Here is a 16,718-nt window from a genome sequence, read left to right on the forward strand (position 1 = left end):
CGAGATCTACACCTAAGTTCTGTCGTCGGCAGCGTCAGGTGTGGAGAAGAGACAGGGCGGGGGCCGCCCACCGCACCCGGGTGGCCGCCGCCCTGCGCCGCGGCCTTCTTGCTCTTGGAGCGGGCCCGCAGGAACTCGATGACGATCGGCACCACCGAGATCAGCACGATGGCGATCAGGATCGCCTCGATGTTCTTGTGCACGAACTCGATCTTGCCGAGCCCCGCACCGAGCAGCGTCACGCCGACGCCCCACAGGATGCCGCCGACGACGTTGAAGATGAGGAACGAGCGGTAGTTCATCCGGCTCACGCCGGCGATGATCGGCGTGAAGGTGCGGATCACGGGCACGAAACGGCACAGGACCAGCGATTTCGGGCCGTACTTCTCGAAGAACTCGTGCGCCTTCTCCACGTTCTCCTGCTTGAAGAGCTTGGAGTCGGGTCGCTTGAAGAGCGCGGGGCCGACCTTGCGGCCGAAGAGGTAGCCCGCCTGGTCGCCCAGGATCGCCGCGACCGCCACCAGCGTGCAGACCATCCACAGCGGCTTGCTGATCTGGCCCGTGGTCACCAGCAGACCCGTGGTGAACAGCAGGGAGTCGCCGGGGAGGAAGAAGCCGATCAGGAGGCCGGACTCCGCGAAGACGATGGCCAGGACGCCGATCAGACCGAATTGCTCGATCAGATAGTTCGCGTCCAGCCACTGGGGGCCGAGCGCGAGAGTGGTCGTGGGGGTCACGGGTGACAGGCTCCTGGGTCGAGGGCACAGGCTCGTGCGAGGCCCGGGCACAGGCTGGGCGGGGTGATGTGCGGCCCCAAGTTACCAACGCGACCGGGAGCCTCCGCGTTCCAGTGTGCGGCAGCGCTCCCGCCCTGGCCGCCCCGTGCTGTGTACACCCGTTCGGAGCAACCCCCGGAGCCCGGCATGCGTCCTGGTCAGGCACCGGCAAAACTGCACACACGGAGGTGGATGCGATGGGCATCGAGGAGTACGGCGGCGGGCAGAGCCAGTCCGACGTCCTGGTCGTGACGACGAACGACGTCCCCGGCTACAAGGTCGACCGCGTCATCGGCGAGGTCTTCGGCCTCACCGTGCGCTCCCGCCACATCGGCAGCCAGATCGGCGCGGGCCTGAAGTCCCTGGTCGGCGGCGAGCTCAAGGGCCTGACGAAGACCCTGGTGGAGACCCGCAACCAGGCCATGGAGCGGCTGATCGAACAGGCGCGGGCCCGGGGCGCGAACGCGGTGCTGATGTTCCGCTTCGACGTGACGGAGGCGGCGGACGTGGGCACGGAGGTGTGTGCGTACGGCACGGCGGTGGTGATCTCGCCCCGTCCGTGACGGAACGGCCGCCGGCGGGGGCGGCCCGGGCTTCGGAGCCCGGGCCGCCCTCTGCTGTTCTCGCGTTTCACACGTCTTGCACGTCTCACACGTTGCGCACCGCATTGGCCAGAATGGCGTCCCGGAGGTAGCCGGCCATGCCGGGCCGGATGGCCTCATAGGTGGCGGTGAACCGCTCGTCTGTGACGTACATCTCGCCGAGACAGGTGTGAATGTCGTACGTGCAGTCGTAGTAGAAGCGCACGATCTGCTGCCGGTGCTCCTCGGCGAGGTCCATGGCCTCCGGGGAGTCGGCGGCCGCGCCGGTGCCCATGAGGGCGGCGATGCGCTCGTTGAGCCCGTCCGCCTCGGCCTGCATCCGCAGCCAGTCCTCCTTCGTGTACGAGGCGGTCCGGCGCTGCGACTCGCGGTAGGCCTCCGTGTCGCCCCACCGCTGCTCGACCTCCTCCGCGTACTGGTCGGGGTCGGAGTCCCCGAACACCTCGAACTTCTCCTCCGGCGTGAGCTGGATCCCCATCTTCTTCGCCTCCATGGCGTGCTCCACGGCGGTGGCCATGCGCTGGAGCTGCTCGATCCGCTCGACGAGCAGACCGTGCTGGCGGCGCAGGTGCTCGACCGGGTTCACGCCCGGGTCGTCCAGCAGCACCGCCACCTCGTCCAGCGGAAAGCCGAGCTCCCGGTAGAACAGGATCTGCTGCAGCCGGTCGAGGTCGGCGTCGGCGTAGCGCCGGTGCCCGGCGTGACTGCGCCCACCGGGCACGAGCAGCCCGATCTCGTCGTAGTGGTGCAGCGTCCGCACGGTCACCCCGGCGAAGGCTGCGACCTGTCCTACGGAGTAGCTCATCTCCGCTCCTTTCCCGTTACGGGCTTGCGGGCTCCACGGTGCGCCCTCCCGTTGCGTGAGGTGCAAGTCCGTATCGTCGCGATCATGGCCCTGCACCGAGGCGAGGAAGCACCAGGCGCCCGCACCGCACGCCGTCGCCGGCTGGCGGTGAACCCCTTCTACGGTGACGCCGACCCGGTCGGCGGGATGGCGGCCGAGCCGCCGCGCCACCGGCTGCCCGACGGGCCGACGGCCCCGCACGCCGCGTACCAGATCGTCCACGACGAGCTGATGCTCGACGGCAACGCCCGGCTCAACCTGGCCACCTTCGTCACCACCTGGATGGAGCCCCAGGCGGCGGCGCTCATGGCCGATTGCCGGGACAAGAACATGATCGACAAGGACGAGTACCCGCGCACCGCCGAGCTGGAACGGCGCTGCGTGGCCATGCTCGCCGACCTCTGGCACGCGCCGGACCCGTCCGCGGCCGTCGGCTGCTCCACCACCGGGTCGAGCGAGGCATGCATGCTGGCCGGACTGGCGTTCAAACGGCGCTGGGCCACCCGCAACGCCCACCGCTACCCCTCCGCCGAGGCCCGGCCGAACCTGGTGATGGGCGCCAACGTCCAGGTCTGCTGGGAGAAGTTCTGCAACTTCTGGGAGGTCGAGGCCCGCCAAGTGCCCCTGGCAGGCGACCGCTTCCACATCGACCCCGTCGCCGCGGCGGCCCTCTGCGACGAGAACACCATCGGGGTGGTCGCCGTCATGGGCTCGACGTTCGACGGCTCCTACGAGCCCGTGGCGGACGTCTGCGCCGCCCTGGACGAGCTGCAGGAGCGTACGGGCCTGGACGTGCCGGTCCACGTGGACGGCGCGTCGGGGGCGATGATCGCGCCCTTCCTCGACCCCGGTCTCGTCTGGGACTTCCGCCTGCCGCGCGTCGCCTCGATCAACACCTCCGGCCACAAGTACGGCCTAGTCTACCCGGGCGTAGGCTGGGCCCTGTGGCGCGACCGCCCGTCCCTCCCCGAGGAACTGGTCTTCCGCGTCAACTACCTGGGCGGGGACATGCCCACCTTCGCCCTCAACTTCTCCCGCCCCGGCGCCCAGGTGGCCGCCCAGTACTACACCTTCCTGCGCCTCGGCCGCGAGGGCTACCGCGCGGTGCAGCAGAACGGCCGCGACGTGGCGTGCCGCCTGTCCGGCCTGATCGAGGAGACGGGCGACTTCCGCCTCCTGACCCGCGGCGACGAACTGCCCGTCTTCGCCTTCACCGTCGCCGACGGCATCGACGCCTACGACGTCTTCGACGTCTCCCGCCGCCTGCGCGAACGCGGCTGGCTCGTTCCCGCCTACACCTTCCCGCCCGACCGCGAGGACCTCTCCGTCCTGCGCGTCGTCTGCCGCAACGGCTTCTCCCACGACCTGGCCGACCTCTTCATGGACGACCTCCGCAGCCTCCTCCCGGAACTCCGCCGCCAGCCGGGGCCGCTGGGGCGGCCGGAGACGGTGGCGACGGCGTTCCACCACTGAGGAAGCGAGGGCTCCTCACTTCCCCCAGGTACTACGGGCGTTGACCTCACGCACGCGCGCGCGGAGCGCTTCGGAGTCGGCGGCGTGCGGCGACTTGGTGGAACAGGTGCAGGTGAGCAGCGGGGTCGTGGGCCGCAGGTCGATCCCGTGGGCGGTGGCCCACACGTAGACACCGCAGTGGGGGCGGAGCGGCTCGGGAGCGGCGGGAGGCGCGGGCGCCTCCGGCGGGGGCGGCGTGACGGGGGTTTCGGGCGCCGTGCGGCGGCTGAAGAGAGCCCTCGTCCGGGCGAGGAGGCGGGAGATAGAGTCCTTCACGTCATCAGCTCCTACAGCCTGGTGGCCATGCCCCCGGGCCGTTGCGAGCGGTCGCGGGGGTCTCTTGGAGCGCCACAATAGAGCGGGTCTGATGCACATGTCTATAGGCGTATGCTGGCGTCAGCTGCTATGTTCGACTAGTCACTCATACGTACAGTCGCCCAGTGATGGAATTCGACCCGACGCTCCCCAAGTGGACGCAGATCGCCGACGTCATCCGGAAGCGCATCAACACCGGCGAGTACCCGGTGAACTACCTGCTCTCCGAGACAAAGCTTGAGCAGGAGTTCGGCGTCGCACGGGTGACTGTCCGCAAGGTCACTCGCGCCCTACGCGAAGAGGGCCTCATCATCACCACCCACGGCATGGGCTCCTTCGTAGCCGCCCAACCGCCCAAGCCGAAGAGCTAGGCGACCTCGGCGCGCACGAGCAGGGTGCCCAGAGGCTCGTCTCCCGGCGGGGGCACGACGCACGCGTCGACGTGCGTGAAGCCGCTCCGCTTGAGCAGGTCCGCCCAGGCCGTGGGCCCGTACTGCCAGCGCAGCACGGTCAGCTCGCGCTCGCGCCCCCGGGCCCCGGCTCCGGCGCGATCCCGCCCCGCCACGGCTCGCCCTCGCGCTCGCCCTCGTCCGCCATCTCGTACGCGCCCGCTTCCAGGCGCTCGATGAGGCCGCGGGTCCACTGCCCGCCCGTCTCGGCCGTGTGCACCCACAGGCCCATGATTTCGGCGATGTGGCCCCAGTCCTCGCCCTCGGCGGGGGTCCAGTGGCGGCGGATCTCCTCGCGCCACTCATCCAGGGCGGCCACGCGCTGCTTGAGCAGGGCGATGGCTTCGGCGCGCGGAAGGTCGACGAGGAAGCCGACGCCGGCGGTGAGGACGTCGATCCTCTCGTCGTGGGCGGACAGGGCGTGCCGCAGCAGCCGGAGGTACTCCTCCCGGCCGGCGGGTGTCAGCTCGTACTCGGTGCGCGGGGGGCCGCCGGCCTCGCTGGGGGCGGTGTCGTGGGCGATCATCAAGCCTTGCTTGGCCATGGCCTTGAGCGCGTGGTAGATCGACCCGGGCTTGGCGTTGGACCACTGGTGCGCGCCCCAGAGCTCCAGGTCGTTGCGGACCTGGTAGCCGTGGGCCCGGCCGTGCTGCCGGACCGCGCCCAGGACCAGCAACCGGATCGCCGACATCGCGTCCTCAGCCTCCTCGTTCCACCACCGCCGGACGATGCCCAGACTAGGTGGAACGGGGGACCGGGCCACATCAGGCCCCGCCCGTCAAGCCCTGTCCGTCAGGAGACGCCCGTCAGGCCCCGTCCTCCCCGGCCGCCAGCGCCACCAGCTCGAAGGCGGTCTTCCCGTCGAGGGACTCGCGGATGACGTCCGCGTGCCCGGCGTGCCGCGCCATCTCCTCCACCAGGTGGAGCAGCAGCCAGCGCATCGACACCCGCGCGTCCGCGGGGAACCAGGGCGCCGGGGGCAGCGGGAAGGTGTCCTCCAGGCTGGGTACGGAGCGGATGAACTTCTCCGTCTCCGCCGCGACCTGCTCCCAGTGGGCGAGCGCCCCGGCGACCGTCTCGCCCTCCAGGAGCCGGAAGCCGTCGGCCCACGCGGACTCGTCGTGCCCGGTCTCGTCCGCCCGGCCCTGCGCCAGCAGCAGCCAGTTCCGCTCGGCCTGCGTCACGTGCTTGACCAGGCCGCCCAGGGACAGCTCGCTCGCGCTCGGCTTCAGCGCGGCCTGCTCGTCGGTCAGCCCGAGGAGCGCCCGCCGCAGGCCGCCCCGCTGGGCCTCCACGAACGCCAGCAGGGTGCCGCGCTCGTCGGAGGGGTTCTTCTCGATGACGTGAGTAACCATGGGGTCCGCCTCTTCCTTCGCTCTGCCGGTCCGTCGGAGCAAACGTAGGACCCCATGCGGTCAGGTTCTGTCCTCAACGCGCGCGTATCGCAGCAGCAGCACCCTCAGAACGGGAACCGGCTCTTCCCGTGCTGGATCGAGATCCACTTCGTCGTCGTGAACACGTCCACCATCGCGTCGCCGTTCAGCCGGCCCACGCCCGACGCCTTCTCGCCCCCGAAGGGCACGATCGGCTCGTCGTGCACGGTCCCGTCGTTCACGTGGATCATTCCCGCGTCGATGCGCTTCGCCACGCGCACGCCGCGCTCGGTGTCCCCCGTGTGGACGGCGCCGCTCAGCCCGTACGGCGTGGCGTTGGCCAGCCGGACGGCCTCCTCCTCGCCGTCGAAGGGGATGATCAGCGCGACCGGCCCGAAGATCTCCTGGCCGAGGATCGCGGCGTCGGCCTTCAGCCCGGTCAGGACGGACGGCTCGACGAGCGTGCCCTCCGTCCGGCCGCGCACCAGCGCGGTCGCGCCGTCGGCGACGGCCTGCTCGACCAGGGAGCCGATCGCCTCGGCCTGCCCGGCGTGGATGAGCGGCCCGATGTGGGTGGCCGGGTCGCCCGGGTCGCCGACCTTGAGGCTCTTGACCTTGGCGACGAACTTCTCGGTGAACTCCTGCTCCACCGAGCGGTCGACGAGCACCCGGTTGGCGGCCATGCAGACCTGCCCCTGGTGGATGAAACGGCTGAATACCGCCGCCTCGACGGCGTAGTCGAGGTCGGCGTCGTCGAGGACGATCAGCGCGCTGTTGCCGCCGAGCTCCAGGACGGTCTTCTTGAAGTGGGACGCGGCGACCGTGGCCACGTGCCGGCCGACCTTGTCGGAGCCCGTGAAGGAGATGACCTTCGGCACGGGGTGCTCGATGAGCGCGTCGCCGATCTCCGCGATGTCGGTGACGACGACGTTGAGCACGCCCGCCGGCAGCCCGGCCTCCTCCAGGACCTTGGCCACCAGCCCGCCGCCGCATATGGGCGTGTTCTGGTGCGGTTTGAGGACGACGGTGTTGCCGAGGGCGAGCGCCGGCGCGACGGACTTCAGAGACAGCAGGAACGGGAAGTTGAACGGGCTGATCACCGCGACGACGCCGACCGGCACCCGGTAGAGGCGGTTCTCCTTGGTGTCGTCCGGGGAGGGCAGGATCCGCCCCTCGGCCCGCAGCGAGAGGTGGAGGGCCTCCCGCAGGAACTCCCGCGCCAGGTGCAGCTCGAACGCCGCCTTCAGGGCCGTGCCGCCGCACTCCGCCGTGATCGCGGCGGACAGCTCGGCCTCCCGGTCGTCGATGACGCGCAGTGCCCGCTCGAAGACCAGCCGGCGGGTGTACGGATTGGTGGCGCCCCACGCGGGCTGGGCGCGCTCGGCGGCGCGGTAGGCCTGGTCGATCTCCGCCACGCCGGCGACGGTGATGGAGGCGAGCTTCTCCCCGTTGTACGGGTTGAAGTCGACGATGTCCCAGGAGCCGGTGCCGGACCGCCACTCGCCGTCGATGTACTGGAAGGCCAATTCTTCGAAGTAGGACATGTGCCATCCCTGCCTGGAGATACGGGGGCGCTCGGGGGCGCCCGAACCGGAACGCGCTCCTGATGGGACGTCATCGTACTGATGTGTCACATGAGTTGAAGCAGCCGCCTCAGCAGGTCCCGGGTGGCCGACGGCGAGAGGCTGTCCTCGTGCAGCCGCTCCATCACCCTTCCGTACTGGGCCACTTCGTCGGGCTTGTCGAGGTAGAGCGCGCTCGTGAGCTGCTCCAGGTAGACCACGTCCGACAGGTCCGACTCGGGGAAGCGGAGCATGGTGAAGGCGCCGCTCTCGCCCGCGTGCCCGCCGTGCGCGAAGGGCATCACCTGAAGGGTCACGTTGGCCTGCTCGGAGATGTCCATCAGGTGCTGCAGCTGGCCGCGCATGACGGCCTCGCCACCGTACGGGCGGTGCAGCGCGGCCTCGTCCAGGACGGCGTGGAAGTGCGGGGCGCGCTCGGAGAAGAGCAGCTTCTGGCGCTCCATGCGCAGCGAGACGCGGCGCTCGACCTCCGCCCCGTCGGCCGCGGGCTGGCCGCGGACCACGACGGCCTGGGCGTACCCCTCCGTCTGCAGCAGCCCGTGCACGAACTGCACCTCGTAGATCCCGATGTGCGAGGCGGCGCCCTCCAGCCCGACGTAGGTCTGGAACCAGCCCGGCAGCACGTCGCCGTAGCTGTGCCACCAGCCGGCGACGTTGGCTTCGCGGGCGAGGCCGAGCAGCGCCTCGCGCTCCAGCTCGTCCGTGACGCCGTAGAGGGTCAGCAGGTCTTCCACATCACGCGCCTTGAAGCTCACCCGGCCCAGCTCCATACGGCTGATCTTCGACTCGGACGCACGGATCGAGTAGCCGGCCGCCTCGCGGGTTATCCCACGTGACTCACGCAGTCGCCTGAGCTGGGAGCCCAGGAGTATGCGGCGCACCACTGAACCGCTCGACTCGCTCGTGGCCATCGTTGCGACTCCTCCTCTTCCGGTTCCGTTTCCGGCCTTGCCGCGCTCGCCCTCTCCGGGGGCGACCCCCGCAGCCCCCGGCGGTGAAGTCTGCCACCTCCGGGCTCGGTTGAGTGTGCATTGAGTGTGCATCCGGCTACCCGGAGGGGAGTAGGCCGGAGGTCGTACGGAAGAGGGCGTAGGAAGAATTGCGGCCGAACGCGAACGTGCGCCCCCAAACCCCCCACGTGCACGTGCATCTGCCCTTGCATCCGCCATCCGCATTGGGAACGATGGGGAACGCACACGTGCGTGTCACGTCCACGATTGCCAGGAGTGCCTCGGATGGGTACCGAAGGATCGACTGTGCTCTCTCCTCTGTGGCGAGGGCTGCCACCGATCGCCCCATCGGCCGCCCCCAACTCGGCGTCCTGCGCACTCCCACCCCGCTTCGAAGCGGTCAGGACCGCCCGTACGTTCACCAGAACGACCCTCCAGGGGTGGGGCCTGGCCGGGCTCTTCGACGACGTGGCGCTCGTGGTCTCGGAGCTGGTCACCAACTCCTTGCGCTACGCCCTGCCCACCGAGCCGATACCCGGCGGCGAATTCGACCCTCCGGTGCGGCTGCACCTGATGCGGTGGACGTCGCGGCTCGTGTGCGCCGTGCGCGACCCCAGCGAGGAGAGCCCGACGGCCGGCGAGGCGGACGCCTCGGCGGAGTGCGGGCGGGGGCTCTTCCTCGTCGAGTCCTTCAGCGACACCTGGGGCTGGCACCCGCTCGCGGGGGCGCTGCACGGCAAGGTCGTATGGGCCCTCTTCCGGCTGCCGAACGAGCAGCACGCTTAGCGGTACGAGCGGCGCGCTCAGCACGCTTAGCGGTACGAGCGGCGCGCTCAGCGGTACGCGCGGTACGCGCAGCGCCGGCAGTACGAGCCGTACGCCCGGCAGTAACCGACTACCGGATCAGTCGGTCACCAGATAGTCGAATTCCCCGTCCTTGATCCCGCGCAGCATGGCGTCGATCTCCGCAGGCGTGTAGACGAGCGCCGGACCGTCCGGATGACGGGAATTGCGCACGGCGACCCCGCCGCCCGGCAGCTTGGCGAACTCCACGCACGATCCCTGGGAGTTGGAGTGCCGGCTCTTCCGCCAGACGACGCCGTCGAGGTCCGCGGCAGCCATGCCGTTGTACGCGTGAGGCACAGGACTCTCCCGGAGAATTGCAGGGCACCCCGGCCACGCCCGGCACGCCCGGCGGCGAATGGTGGGGTTGACAACTACTCCGGATCATAGCTGCGTTCACATGCTTCTGCATGAGCGAATGCACGTGCACTTACGGTGTTCCCACCATTACTTCACGGTGACTACGGCATCGTGACCACGCGACCGCCGACTACTTGCCCGTACTCGAATACGGCAGGAGTGCCATCTCACGTGCATTCTTGATCGCCCGGGCCAGCAGGCGCTGCTGCTGAACGGTGACCCGGGTCACCCGGCGGCTGCGGATCTTCCCCCGGTCCGAAATGAACTTCCGCAGCAGATCGGTGTCCTTGTAGTCGATGTACGTGATGCCTGCCGCCTCCAGGGGGTTGGGGCGGGGCTTGAGGTTCTTGCGGTGGTCGGGGCGGCGGGGCATGAAGCGTCCTTGAAGTTCTGGAACAGGGGGTCTGTGAAGCTGTGAATCCGTGAACTGCGGATCTGCAGAGGAGTCAGGAAACGGGGTCGAGGAGTTCGTCGAACACGGCGGGGAGCAGCCGCCAGGCGTCCGGCCCGCCCGCGTATTCGGCGTCGGTCAGCAGGCAGGACTCCAGCAGCGTGCGCAGCCCGTCGGCGTCGAGCCCCGGCGAGGTGAACGTGAGGTGCTGGACACGGTCGCCGTGTTCGGGGTCCCAGTCGAGGGAGGCGGCCACGCGCCGGTCCGGCGGCACCATGTCCCAGGCGGCGTCCGGCAGCGCCGCGAGCCACGGCCCCGCGCTCTCCACGCACAGCGCGCCGCCCGCCGCGTCCCACGCCAGCAGCGTGTCCGGCCGGTCGGCGAGCCAGAAGCGGCCCCGGCTGCGCGCGGCGGCACAGCACAGGTCCTCCAGTGCGGCGTAGAGCCGCCCCGGGTGGAAGGGGCGGCGCCCGCGCCACACGAGCGTGGCGACGCCTTCCGCGTCGGCCTCCTGGGGCAGCAGTGCGCAGGCGGGGTGCTGCCGGGCCGCGGCCGCCTCCACGTCGAACCCGGCGACCGCGGCGGCCGCCAGTTCGACGGAGTCGACGGCGAGGTGACGTGCAGTGGGGGCGAGTTGGGAGAGGAGGGCGTGGTCGGCGGCGTCGGCCGGGGCCACGGGCTCGCCGAAGGCGGTCCGGTCGCCGTCGGCGTCCTCCCCGGCCGCCGTTCCCTCCGCCAGCGCGAGCACCGTCGGATACTCCAGCTGCCGGGCGAAGGTGTCGGCCACGGTGCGCTGGTCGGCGGCCGCGGCGGCCAGCCCGGCCTCCGCGAGGTCGTCACCGCAGCCGAGGGCGGGCAGGACGAGGGCCGGGTCCACGGCCGTGATCACGCCGGTGAGCCGCAGGTGCTCGCCCGCGTGGGCCGCCACGACCTCGGCCATGGCCTTGGGTTCGACGGAGTCCCACAGTTCGACGACGGCGAGCCGGCACGTGCCCGAGGCGGCGAGCCGCTCCAGTTCGGGCATGAGGTCCTCGCGCAGGGCGCAGCAGGCGCAGTCGTTGACGAGCGGCGCCTCGCCCTCGTCGAGGATGCCGGTGCGGTCCCGCACCGTGCGGCGGACCGTTCCGGCGGAAGCGGTGGCCAGGTCGTGGTGGAGGGCGACGCTGCCGGGGACGGTCCGCAGGAGGCGCTCGACCGCGGCCCGGCGGGCGTCCGCGTGCAGACCGCCCACCAGGGCCACGGGCAGGGGGTGCGGCGCGGTCACCGCCGGCCCCCGCGGTCACCGCTGCTGCCGCGGTCACCGCTGCTGCCGCGGCTGCCGTAGCGGCGCTCGAAGCGCTCGACGCGGCCGGCGGTGTCCAGGACGCGGGCCGTGCCCGTGTAGAAGGGGTGGCTCGCCGAGGAGATCTCGACGTCGATGACGGGGTACGTGCTGCCGTCCTCCCACTCGACCGTCTTGTCGCTGGTGGCGGTCGAGCGTGTGAGGAAGGCGAAGCCGGCCGCGCGGTCACGGAAGACGACGGGGCCGTAGGGCGGGTGGATTCCGGGCTTCACAGCGGATCAGCGCTCCTCTCGGAAGGTGACGTGGCGGCCGGCGACCGGGTCGTACTTGCGCAGTTGCATGCGGTCGGGGTCGTTACGGCGGTTCTTGCGGGTGACGTAGGTGTAGCCGGTTCCGGCGGTGGACCGGAGCTTGATGACGGGGCGTAGCTCGTTGCGGGCCATGGGGGCTACTATACAGAAATGGTTCCCATTTTCATTAAGGCTCTTCCGGAGCCCTCGATCGATCCCTCCCAGGAGGTCTGACCCTTGTCGGCGCACTGCCAGCTGACCGGCCGCAAGCCCGGATTCGGCAAGACCATCTCCCACTCCCACCGCCGCACGTCGCGGCGGTTCGACCCCAACATCCAGAGCAAGCGCTACTGGCTCCCCTCCGAAGGCCGGCACGTACGGCTGCGGCTGAGCGCGAAGGGGATCAAGACCGTCGACACCATCGGCGTCGAGGCTGCCGTCGCCCGCATCCGGGCCCGTGGGGGGAAGGTCTGATGGCCAAGAAGAGCAAGATCGCGAAGAACGAGCAGCGGCGGCTGACGGTCGCCCGCTACGCGGCGCGCCGGGCCCTCCTCAAGGCCGTCATCCGCAACCCGCGTACGCCGGAGGAGGAGCGGCTGGCGGCCGAGCACGAACTGCGGCGCCAGCCGCGGGACGCGAGCGCCACGCGCCTGCGCAACCGCGACTCCGGCGACGGCCGGCCGCGCGGCTACTTCCGTACGTTCGGCCTGTCGCGCGTGAACCTGCGCAAGGAGGCCCACGCCGGGCACCTGCCGGGGGTGCGGAAGTCCAGCTGGTAGACGGCGGGCGGCAGTCGCCGGGCCGGCACGTCGTGGCTGGCACGTCATGGCCGGCACGTCATGGCCGGCAGTCGTGGCCGGCAGTCGTGGCCGGCAGTCGTGGCCGCAGCTGCCGGGGCGAGCCGGCGGCTGCCGGCCCGGTCACCCGCCGGTCATCACCAGGCGGGCCGTGGAGAGGGAGTCGATGAGCGCCGCCACGTCGGTGGCGGCCCGCTCCGCGGAGACGGCCGGATACCGCTCGGTGAGCACCTGCGCCGCCTGCTCCGGGGTGCCGTCGAGCAGGCTGCGCAGGATGAGCGCGGCGGTGCTGTTGAGCTGCCAGTAGCTCCCGGACTGCTCATCGAGCAGCACCATGCCGTCCTCGGTGTCCGTGGCGGACACATCCCGGCGAAGGGTGAGGTTCACAGCGGTCTCCCGTGGTCGTGTGAGGCGGTCGTACGAAGGGCCGCTGCAGCAGCCGCGGCGGCTACAGCAGCTATGGCGGCTGCGGCGGCGGCTACGGCATCAAGGCGGCACGGTCGGGGAGGGAGCGGAGCCACAGTTCGCAGCCCAGGGTGGTGTCGAGCGGGCGCAGGGGCCCCGGTACGGGGTGCAGGCCGAGGAGGCTCGCCCGGAGGGCGGCCGCGTCCACCAGGCCCGCGCGGGCCAGCAGGGAGTCCTCGAACAGCGCGACGAGACGGGCCCGGTTGTGCCGCAGCCCCGCGTACAGGTCGGCATACGGGTCCGCGCCGAACTCGCCCTCGGCGGACCGCCCCAGGACCGGTTCCGGAACGATGCCGCGCAGGGCGGCGGCGAGGACCGGCTTGTGCCGGCCGGGCGCGCCGCGTTCACCGACGCGTACGGACAGCGCCGCCTCGACCACCCCGTCGTCGAGGTAGGGCGCGGCGCACTCCAGCCCCCTCGCGGACGTCACCTGGTCGAACTGGCGGACGCCGCGCCCGCCTGCCCGTACGGACGCGAGCGCCGCGTGCTGGCCGCGCTGCGCGTGGAGCGGCTCCGGGGCGGCGGCCGCGGCCTCGCGCAGCAGGCCCCGCACCGCGAGGACCGCGTCCGCGGTCGCCCAGGAAGGCATGCGCAGGTCCGGCCCCCAGGCCATGGAGGGGACGTTCCCCGCCGGGAAGGCGGCGGGGCGGACGAGGCTGTCCGCCCAAGCGGTCAGCCACTGGGGGAAGTCGCTTCGGTCCGCCAGGCCGCCCAGGACCGGGAGCAGCGGCAGGCGACGGCCGGCGTGCTTCCTGCGGACGGCGGCCAGGGCGGCGAGCGGGCGGCTGCGCAGGAGGTCGTGCAGATGCGGCGCGGGAGCGGTGAAGAGCTCGTCCCCGCCGCCGCCGGACATGTGCAGCCGGGAGCCCCGGAGGGTCATCAGGGCGGACAGCTTGGCGAAGCGGGCGGCCTCCCGCACCCAGGCGCCGGGCTCGTCGGCCGGGCGGTTCATGTCGTGGGGCGGGTGGCCGGGACCGTGGGCCGGGTGGCCGGGGCCATGGGTCAAGTGGCCGATGTTGTCGGCCGGGTGGCTCATGCCGTAAGCCGGGGGACTCATCCCGTAGACGGCGCCCGGGTGCAGGACGTCTGCCGTCCCGGCCGGGTCGCTGAACCAGAGAGGCGTTCCGGAGCGGCCGGGCCGGACGTGCCGGGCGTCGGGCAGTGCGGCGGCGGCCCGGGCGGCCCGGTGGCCGTCCTCGTCGCCCGGGTCGGCCCCTTCCCAGCGCAGGGTGACCAGCTTCGCCGCGCCGATCCGGGCCGCGAGGAAGCACAGGCCGGCGGAGTCCATCCCGCCGGAGAGGTCCGCACTCACCGTGCCACCGCCGGCCGTGCAGGACTCGACGGCGGCGACGAGCGCCCGGCGCACCCCGCGCGCGCCTTCGGCCGCGGACAGGGCCGGCTCCGGCGGGGTCCACCAGCGCTGCGTACGGGCCCGTCCGTCGGCCTCGATCACCAGGCAGTCCCCGGGCGGTACGCGGTGCACGCCGCGCCACGGGCTCCGGTCGTCCAGCGGGTGGGGAGGAGGCGAGGAGAGCAGGTGGAGTGCGAGCATCCGCTCGTCCGGGCTCGCTCCGACGGCCTCCGCGAGCCGGTCGGCGCGGTCGGCCGCCACGGTCACACCGTCGAAGCGGGCGTGGAAGACCGCGCGTGCGCCGGATGCGGAGCCCCGTACCCGGACCCGTCCGGCGGCCGAGGTCACCACGTGGAAGCTGCCCGCCAGGCCCGCCACGGCCCGCTCGGTGTCCGCGACGTCACGGACCTGCCGCAGCCGTGCGGCCAGCTCCGCCGCGGTGACGGGGCAGCGGCCGATCACCGCCATCCGGGCCGCGCCTGCCGTCGCCCCTGTTCCCGCCCCTGCTCCCGCCCCCGCCCCAGGCCCCGCCCCAGGCCCGGCGACCGTCACCCTTCCGTCCGGCCAACTGCCCAGCAGCCAGGGCCGTCCCGAGGCGTGGTCGATCGTCCGGGATGCCCGGGGGCACAGCACGCGAGCCGCAGCCAGGCCCGCCTCACTGTCCGGCAGAACCGCGAACCACACTGCCCGGCTCCCTCCCGGCGACTGCTGTCCAGCAGTGCGCCAGATGCAACGCAACTGCACCGTGAGCCCCGGGATACCCACGCCTTCACCTGTTACGCCGAACAGGCGAACATTTCACACGACAAGGAGGCAAGTGTGACGATATGCCTGGCGCTGAACGACAGAGCCCGCCGCCCCTACGTTCACCAAGGGCATTTTTACGTCGGGACTAAGATTGCCTCATGAGCGCCGAGACGATGGGACTCCGCGAGTCCAAGAAGCAGGAGACCAGGCAGCTGATCTCCGACCACGCCACCCGGCTCTTCCTCGCGCAGGGCTTCGAGCAGACGACGATCGCCGAGATCGCCGCAGCGGCCCGGGTCGCGAAGAAGACGGTCACCAACTACTTCCCGCGCAAGGAGGACCTGGCCCTCGACCACCACGAGGAGTTCGCGGCGAGCCTGGCCGGCGCCGTCGCGGACCGGACCGAGGGCGAATCGGCCCTCGCCGCGCTGCGGCGGTACTTCCTGGCGGCGGTGGAGGAGCGCAGCCCCGTTGCGGGCTTCGCCGGTTACGAGTTCGCGCACATGATCGCCGAAAGCCCCACGCTCACGGCCCGCCTGCGCGAACTGCACGACCAGCGCGAGGAAGCCCTCGCCGAGGTCCTCGCCGGAAGCGGGGGCGAGGAGGACAGGGGGATCGCGCCGCGGGCCGCCGCCGCTCTCCTCGCGGCCACGCAGCGACTGCTCTTCGAGCGCATCCAGGAGCTCACGCTGGCGGGCCGCTCCACCGACCGGATCGCCGGCACCGTCGCCCAGGAAGCCGCGCACGTCTTCGACCTGCTCGCCCCCTCCCTGGGCAACTACGCGAGCGCACCCGGGGCGTAGGGGCGCGAACGGAGACCGGCACTCGGCTTGAACGTGTTCAAAAACAGGTCTACAGTCACGATCATCAGAGCTTTTGAACACGTTCAAGAAGGGCTGGGGACGTGGACCTCACAGTCGTCGCATACGTCATCTACCTGCTGCTCAGCCTGAGCCTCACGGTCTGGGTCGCGCGCACGCTCAGCCGTAACGGGCGGGTCTTCCTCGCCGATGTCCTGCACGGCAACGAGAAGCTCGCGGAGGCCGTGAACCACCTGCTGGTGGTCGGCTTCTACCTGGTGAACCTCGGGTTCATCGCCCTGTACCTGCGGGACGACACGACCGTCACCGACGCCCGCGGGGTGTTCGAGACGCTGTCGCAGAAGCTCGGCGTCGTCCTGCTCGTGCTCGGCGTCATGCACCTCGGCAACGTCTACGCCCTCAACAAGTTCCGCCGCCGCGGCATCATGGAGCGGGAGCAGGTCCCGCCCGTCGCGCCGCAGGGGTGGGCGGGTCAGCAGGGCCCGTGGACCGCGCCGGCCGGCGGGCGCTGAGCCCGATGACGACCGTCACGGCGGCCACCACTGCCACCACCGCCGCCGACCGGGACGCCCGGAGCGTCCCCGTCCGCCGGCTCACCGTGCTCTACGACGCGCAGTGCCCGCTCTGCACCTTCGTGCGCAACTGGCTCGTGAGGCAGCGTCAGCTCGTACCGCTCGACCTGGTGCCCCTCGGGTCGGACGAGGCCCGGCGCCGCTTCCCGGAGCTCGACCACGCCGCCACGTACGAAGAGATCACCGTCGTCGGCGACGCCGGGCAGGTCTACCGCGGGGCCGCCGCGTGGGTCGTCTGCCTGTGGGCCCTGGCCGAGTACCGCCCGCTCTCCCACCGTATGAACACGCCGTCCGGCCTCCGCTTCGCCCGCAACGCCCTCCTGGCCGCGTCCAGGTACCGCGGCGCGTACTGGCAGGACCGGCCCGCGCCCGGCACGAACGGGTGGGCCCACGCC

The 16,718-nt window shown here is 71.4% G+C and carries 24 protein-coding genes; 9 read left to right on the forward strand and 15 right to left on the reverse strand.

Translation table 11 applies throughout. From position 1 onward, the window contains the following. Window positions 1-737, reverse strand: a 737-nt coding sequence (locus V7793_RS19055; RefSeq protein WP_336008089.1) for a DedA family protein, incomplete at its 3' end; no start/stop codon positions are given. Between the two features lie 236 nt (window positions 738-973). On the opposite strand from V7793_RS19055, the gene V7793_RS19060 reads away from it, so the two are divergent. Further along, a complete protein-coding gene (locus V7793_RS19060) occupies window positions 974-1,339 on the forward strand; it encodes a YbjQ family protein (RefSeq protein ID WP_106674457.1) in 366 nt (121 codons plus the stop codon). A gap of 85 nt (window positions 1,340-1,424) precedes the next feature. Here the strand turns inward: V7793_RS19060 and V7793_RS19065 are convergent, their stop codons facing one another. Beyond that, complete coding sequence (locus tag V7793_RS19065) at window positions 1,425-2,183, reverse strand: MerR family transcriptional regulator (protein WP_336008093.1); 759 nt, start codon at window positions 2,181-2,183, stop codon at window positions 1,425-1,427. An 84-nt stretch (window positions 2,184-2,267) separates the two neighbouring features. On the opposite strand from V7793_RS19065, the gene V7793_RS19070 reads away from it, so the two are divergent. Next, entirely contained in the window at window positions 2,268-3,695 is a 1,428-nt protein-coding gene (locus V7793_RS19070) for a glutamate decarboxylase (RefSeq protein ID WP_336008097.1), read from the forward strand. Between the two features lie 15 nt (window positions 3,696-3,710). Here V7793_RS19070 and V7793_RS19075 read toward each other — a convergent pair whose 3' ends face one another. Continuing rightward, window positions 3,711-4,010, reverse strand: a complete 300-nt coding sequence (locus tag V7793_RS19075) for a hypothetical protein (protein ID WP_336008100.1) — start codon at window positions 4,008-4,010, stop codon at window positions 3,711-3,713. A gap of 167 nt (window positions 4,011-4,177) precedes the next feature. On the opposite strand from V7793_RS19075, the gene V7793_RS19080 reads away from it, so the two are divergent. Then, window positions 4,178-4,420, forward strand: a complete 243-nt coding sequence (locus tag V7793_RS19080) for a GntR family transcriptional regulator (RefSeq protein WP_443057946.1) — start codon at window positions 4,178-4,180, stop codon at window positions 4,418-4,420. On the opposite strand, the gene V7793_RS19085 is transcribed toward V7793_RS19080, so the two are convergent. From V7793_RS19085 to V7793_RS19105, 5 genes are all read right to left on the reverse strand, one after another. Then, entirely contained in the window at window positions 4,417-4,614 is a 198-nt protein-coding gene (locus tag V7793_RS19085) for a hypothetical protein (RefSeq protein ID WP_336008141.1), read from the reverse strand. The two genes, V7793_RS19080 and V7793_RS19085, sit on opposite strands and share 4 nt — an antisense overlap. Next, the gene (locus V7793_RS19090) at window positions 4,560-5,189 is read right to left on the reverse strand and encodes a PadR family transcriptional regulator (RefSeq protein WP_336008106.1); all 630 of its coding nucleotides are present in this window, start codon (window positions 5,187-5,189) and stop codon (window positions 4,560-4,562) included. The genes V7793_RS19085 and V7793_RS19090 overlap by 55 nt, the downstream gene beginning before the upstream one ends. Before the next feature lie 115 nt (window positions 5,190-5,304). Continuing rightward, window positions 5,305-5,853, reverse strand: a complete 549-nt coding sequence (locus V7793_RS19095; RefSeq protein WP_336008109.1) for a DinB family protein — start codon at window positions 5,851-5,853, stop codon at window positions 5,305-5,307. A 104-nt stretch (window positions 5,854-5,957) separates the two neighbouring features. Then, window positions 5,958-7,415: an aldehyde dehydrogenase family protein gene (locus V7793_RS19100; RefSeq protein ID WP_336008111.1), complete on the reverse strand. Its 1,458-nt coding sequence runs from the start codon at window positions 7,413-7,415 to the stop codon at window positions 5,958-5,960. Between the two features lie 86 nt (window positions 7,416-7,501). Further along, entirely contained in the window at window positions 7,502-8,365 is an 864-nt protein-coding gene (locus tag V7793_RS19105; protein ID WP_058045601.1) for a helix-turn-helix domain-containing protein, read from the reverse strand. A 324-nt stretch (window positions 8,366-8,689) separates the two neighbouring features. Between V7793_RS19105 and V7793_RS19110 the strand changes: the two genes are divergently transcribed. Continuing rightward, a complete protein-coding gene (locus V7793_RS19110; RefSeq protein WP_336008115.1) occupies window positions 8,690-9,190 on the forward strand; it encodes an ATP-binding protein in 501 nt (166 codons plus the stop codon). A gap of 117 nt (window positions 9,191-9,307) precedes the next feature. Here the strand turns inward: V7793_RS19110 and V7793_RS19115 are convergent, their stop codons facing one another. The 5 genes from V7793_RS19115 to rpmG form a co-directional block, all read right to left on the reverse strand. Then, window positions 9,308-9,547 carry a DUF397 domain-containing protein gene (locus V7793_RS19115; RefSeq protein WP_106674436.1) on the reverse strand — a complete coding sequence of 80 codons (240 nt, stop codon included), beginning with the start codon at window positions 9,545-9,547 and terminating at the stop codon, window positions 9,308-9,310. Window positions 9,548-9,737: 190 nt separating this feature from the next. Beyond that, window positions 9,738-9,980, reverse strand: coding sequence for a 30S ribosomal protein S18 (rpsR, locus tag V7793_RS19120; RefSeq protein WP_336008118.1), 243 nt, complete (start codon window positions 9,978-9,980; stop codon window positions 9,738-9,740). Between the two features lie 73 nt (window positions 9,981-10,053). Beyond that, window positions 10,054-11,262, reverse strand: a complete 1,209-nt coding sequence (locus V7793_RS19125) for a CobW family GTP-binding protein (protein ID WP_336008120.1) — start codon at window positions 11,260-11,262, stop codon at window positions 10,054-10,056. Then, window positions 11,259-11,552: a type B 50S ribosomal protein L31 gene (locus V7793_RS19130; RefSeq protein WP_336008123.1), complete on the reverse strand. Its 294-nt coding sequence runs from the start codon at window positions 11,550-11,552 to the stop codon at window positions 11,259-11,261. Before V7793_RS19130 ends, V7793_RS19125 begins: the two co-directional genes overlap by 4 nt. 6 nt (window positions 11,553-11,558) lie before the next feature. Continuing rightward, on the reverse strand, window positions 11,559-11,723 hold the full coding sequence (rpmG, locus tag V7793_RS19135; protein WP_030367340.1) for a 50S ribosomal protein L33: 165 nt from the start codon (window positions 11,721-11,723) through the stop codon (window positions 11,559-11,561). Window positions 11,724-11,807: 84 nt separating this feature from the next. Here rpmG and rpmB point away from each other — a divergent pair, with 84 nt between their 5' ends. After that, complete coding sequence (gene rpmB, locus V7793_RS19140) at window positions 11,808-12,044, forward strand: 50S ribosomal protein L28 (RefSeq protein ID WP_058045595.1); 237 nt, start codon at window positions 11,808-11,810, stop codon at window positions 12,042-12,044. Next, window positions 12,044-12,349, forward strand: a complete 306-nt coding sequence (rpsN, locus tag V7793_RS19145) for a 30S ribosomal protein S14 (protein WP_336008127.1) — start codon at window positions 12,044-12,046, stop codon at window positions 12,347-12,349. Before rpmB ends, rpsN begins: the two co-directional genes overlap by 1 nt. 141 nt (window positions 12,350-12,490) lie before the next feature. Here the strand turns inward: rpsN and V7793_RS19150 are convergent, their stop codons facing one another. Together V7793_RS19150 and V7793_RS19155 are read right to left on the reverse strand one after the other, a co-directional pair. Then, window positions 12,491-12,754, reverse strand: coding sequence for a lasso peptide biosynthesis PqqD family chaperone (locus tag V7793_RS19150; protein WP_336008129.1), 264 nt, complete (start codon window positions 12,752-12,754; stop codon window positions 12,491-12,493). 91 nt (window positions 12,755-12,845) lie between these two features. Beyond that, complete coding sequence (locus V7793_RS19155; protein WP_336008131.1) at window positions 12,846-14,651, reverse strand: asparagine synthase-related protein; 1,806 nt, start codon at window positions 14,649-14,651, stop codon at window positions 12,846-12,848. A gap of 437 nt (window positions 14,652-15,088) precedes the next feature. Between V7793_RS19155 and V7793_RS19160 the strand changes: the two genes are divergently transcribed. From V7793_RS19160 to V7793_RS19170, 3 genes are all read left to right on the forward strand, one after another. Then, window positions 15,089-15,733, forward strand: coding sequence for a TetR/AcrR family transcriptional regulator (locus V7793_RS19160; RefSeq protein ID WP_336008134.1), 645 nt, complete (start codon window positions 15,089-15,091; stop codon window positions 15,731-15,733). Between the two features lie 101 nt (window positions 15,734-15,834). Further along, window positions 15,835-16,263, forward strand: coding sequence for a hypothetical protein (locus V7793_RS19165; RefSeq protein ID WP_336008137.1), 429 nt, complete (start codon window positions 15,835-15,837; stop codon window positions 16,261-16,263). Between the two features lie 5 nt (window positions 16,264-16,268). Next, window positions 16,269-16,718, forward strand: a 450-nt coding sequence (locus tag V7793_RS19170) for a thiol-disulfide oxidoreductase DCC family protein (RefSeq protein WP_336008140.1), incomplete at its 3' end; no start/stop codon positions are given.

The organism is Streptomyces sp. KLMMK, assembly GCF_036961605.1.
Lineage (GTDB): Bacteria > Actinomycetota > Actinomycetes > Streptomycetales > Streptomycetaceae > Streptomyces > Streptomyces telluris.

Excerpts from the sequence above, each read along its gene's own strand:
- V7793_RS19080 (WP_443057946.1), top strand. The coding sequence starts at position 4,178 with ATGGAATTCGACCCGACGCTCCCCAAGTGGACGCAGATCGCCGACGTC.
- V7793_RS19060 (WP_106674457.1), top strand. The coding sequence starts at position 974 with ATGGGCATCGAGGAGTACGGCGGCGGGCAGAGCCAGTCCGACGTCCTG.
- V7793_RS19070 (WP_336008097.1), top strand. The coding sequence starts at position 2,268 with ATGGCCCTGCACCGAGGCGAGGAAGCACCAGGCGCCCGCACCGCACGC.
- V7793_RS19105 (WP_058045601.1), bottom strand. The coding sequence starts at position 8,365 with ATGGCCACGAGCGAGTCGAGCGGTTCAGTGGTGCGCCGCATACTCCTG.
- V7793_RS19090 (WP_336008106.1), bottom strand. The coding sequence starts at position 5,189 with ATGTCGGCGATCCGGTTGCTGGTCCTGGGCGCGGTCCGGCAGCACGGC.
- rpsR (WP_336008118.1), bottom strand. The coding sequence starts at position 9,980 with ATGCCCCGCCGCCCCGACCACCGCAAGAACCTCAAGCCCCGCCCCAAC.
- V7793_RS19100 (WP_336008111.1), bottom strand. The coding sequence starts at position 7,415 with ATGTCCTACTTCGAAGAATTGGCCTTCCAGTACATCGACGGCGAGTGG.
- V7793_RS19065 (WP_336008093.1), bottom strand. The coding sequence starts at position 2,183 with ATGAGCTACTCCGTAGGACAGGTCGCAGCCTTCGCCGGGGTGACCGTG.
- rpmG (WP_030367340.1), bottom strand. The coding sequence starts at position 11,723 with ATGGCCCGCAACGAGCTACGCCCCGTCATCAAGCTCCGGTCCACCGCC.
- V7793_RS19095 (WP_336008109.1), bottom strand. The coding sequence starts at position 5,853 with ATGGTTACTCACGTCATCGAGAAGAACCCCTCCGACGAGCGCGGCACC.
- V7793_RS19110 (WP_336008115.1), top strand. The coding sequence starts at position 8,690 with ATGGGTACCGAAGGATCGACTGTGCTCTCTCCTCTGTGGCGAGGGCTG.
- V7793_RS19155 (WP_336008131.1), bottom strand. The coding sequence starts at position 14,651 with ATGGCGGTGATCGGCCGCTGCCCCGTCACCGCGGCGGAGCTGGCCGCA.
- V7793_RS19160 (WP_336008134.1), top strand. The coding sequence starts at position 15,089 with ATGAGCGCCGAGACGATGGGACTCCGCGAGTCCAAGAAGCAGGAGACC.
- rpsN (WP_336008127.1), top strand. The coding sequence starts at position 12,044 with ATGGCCAAGAAGAGCAAGATCGCGAAGAACGAGCAGCGGCGGCTGACG.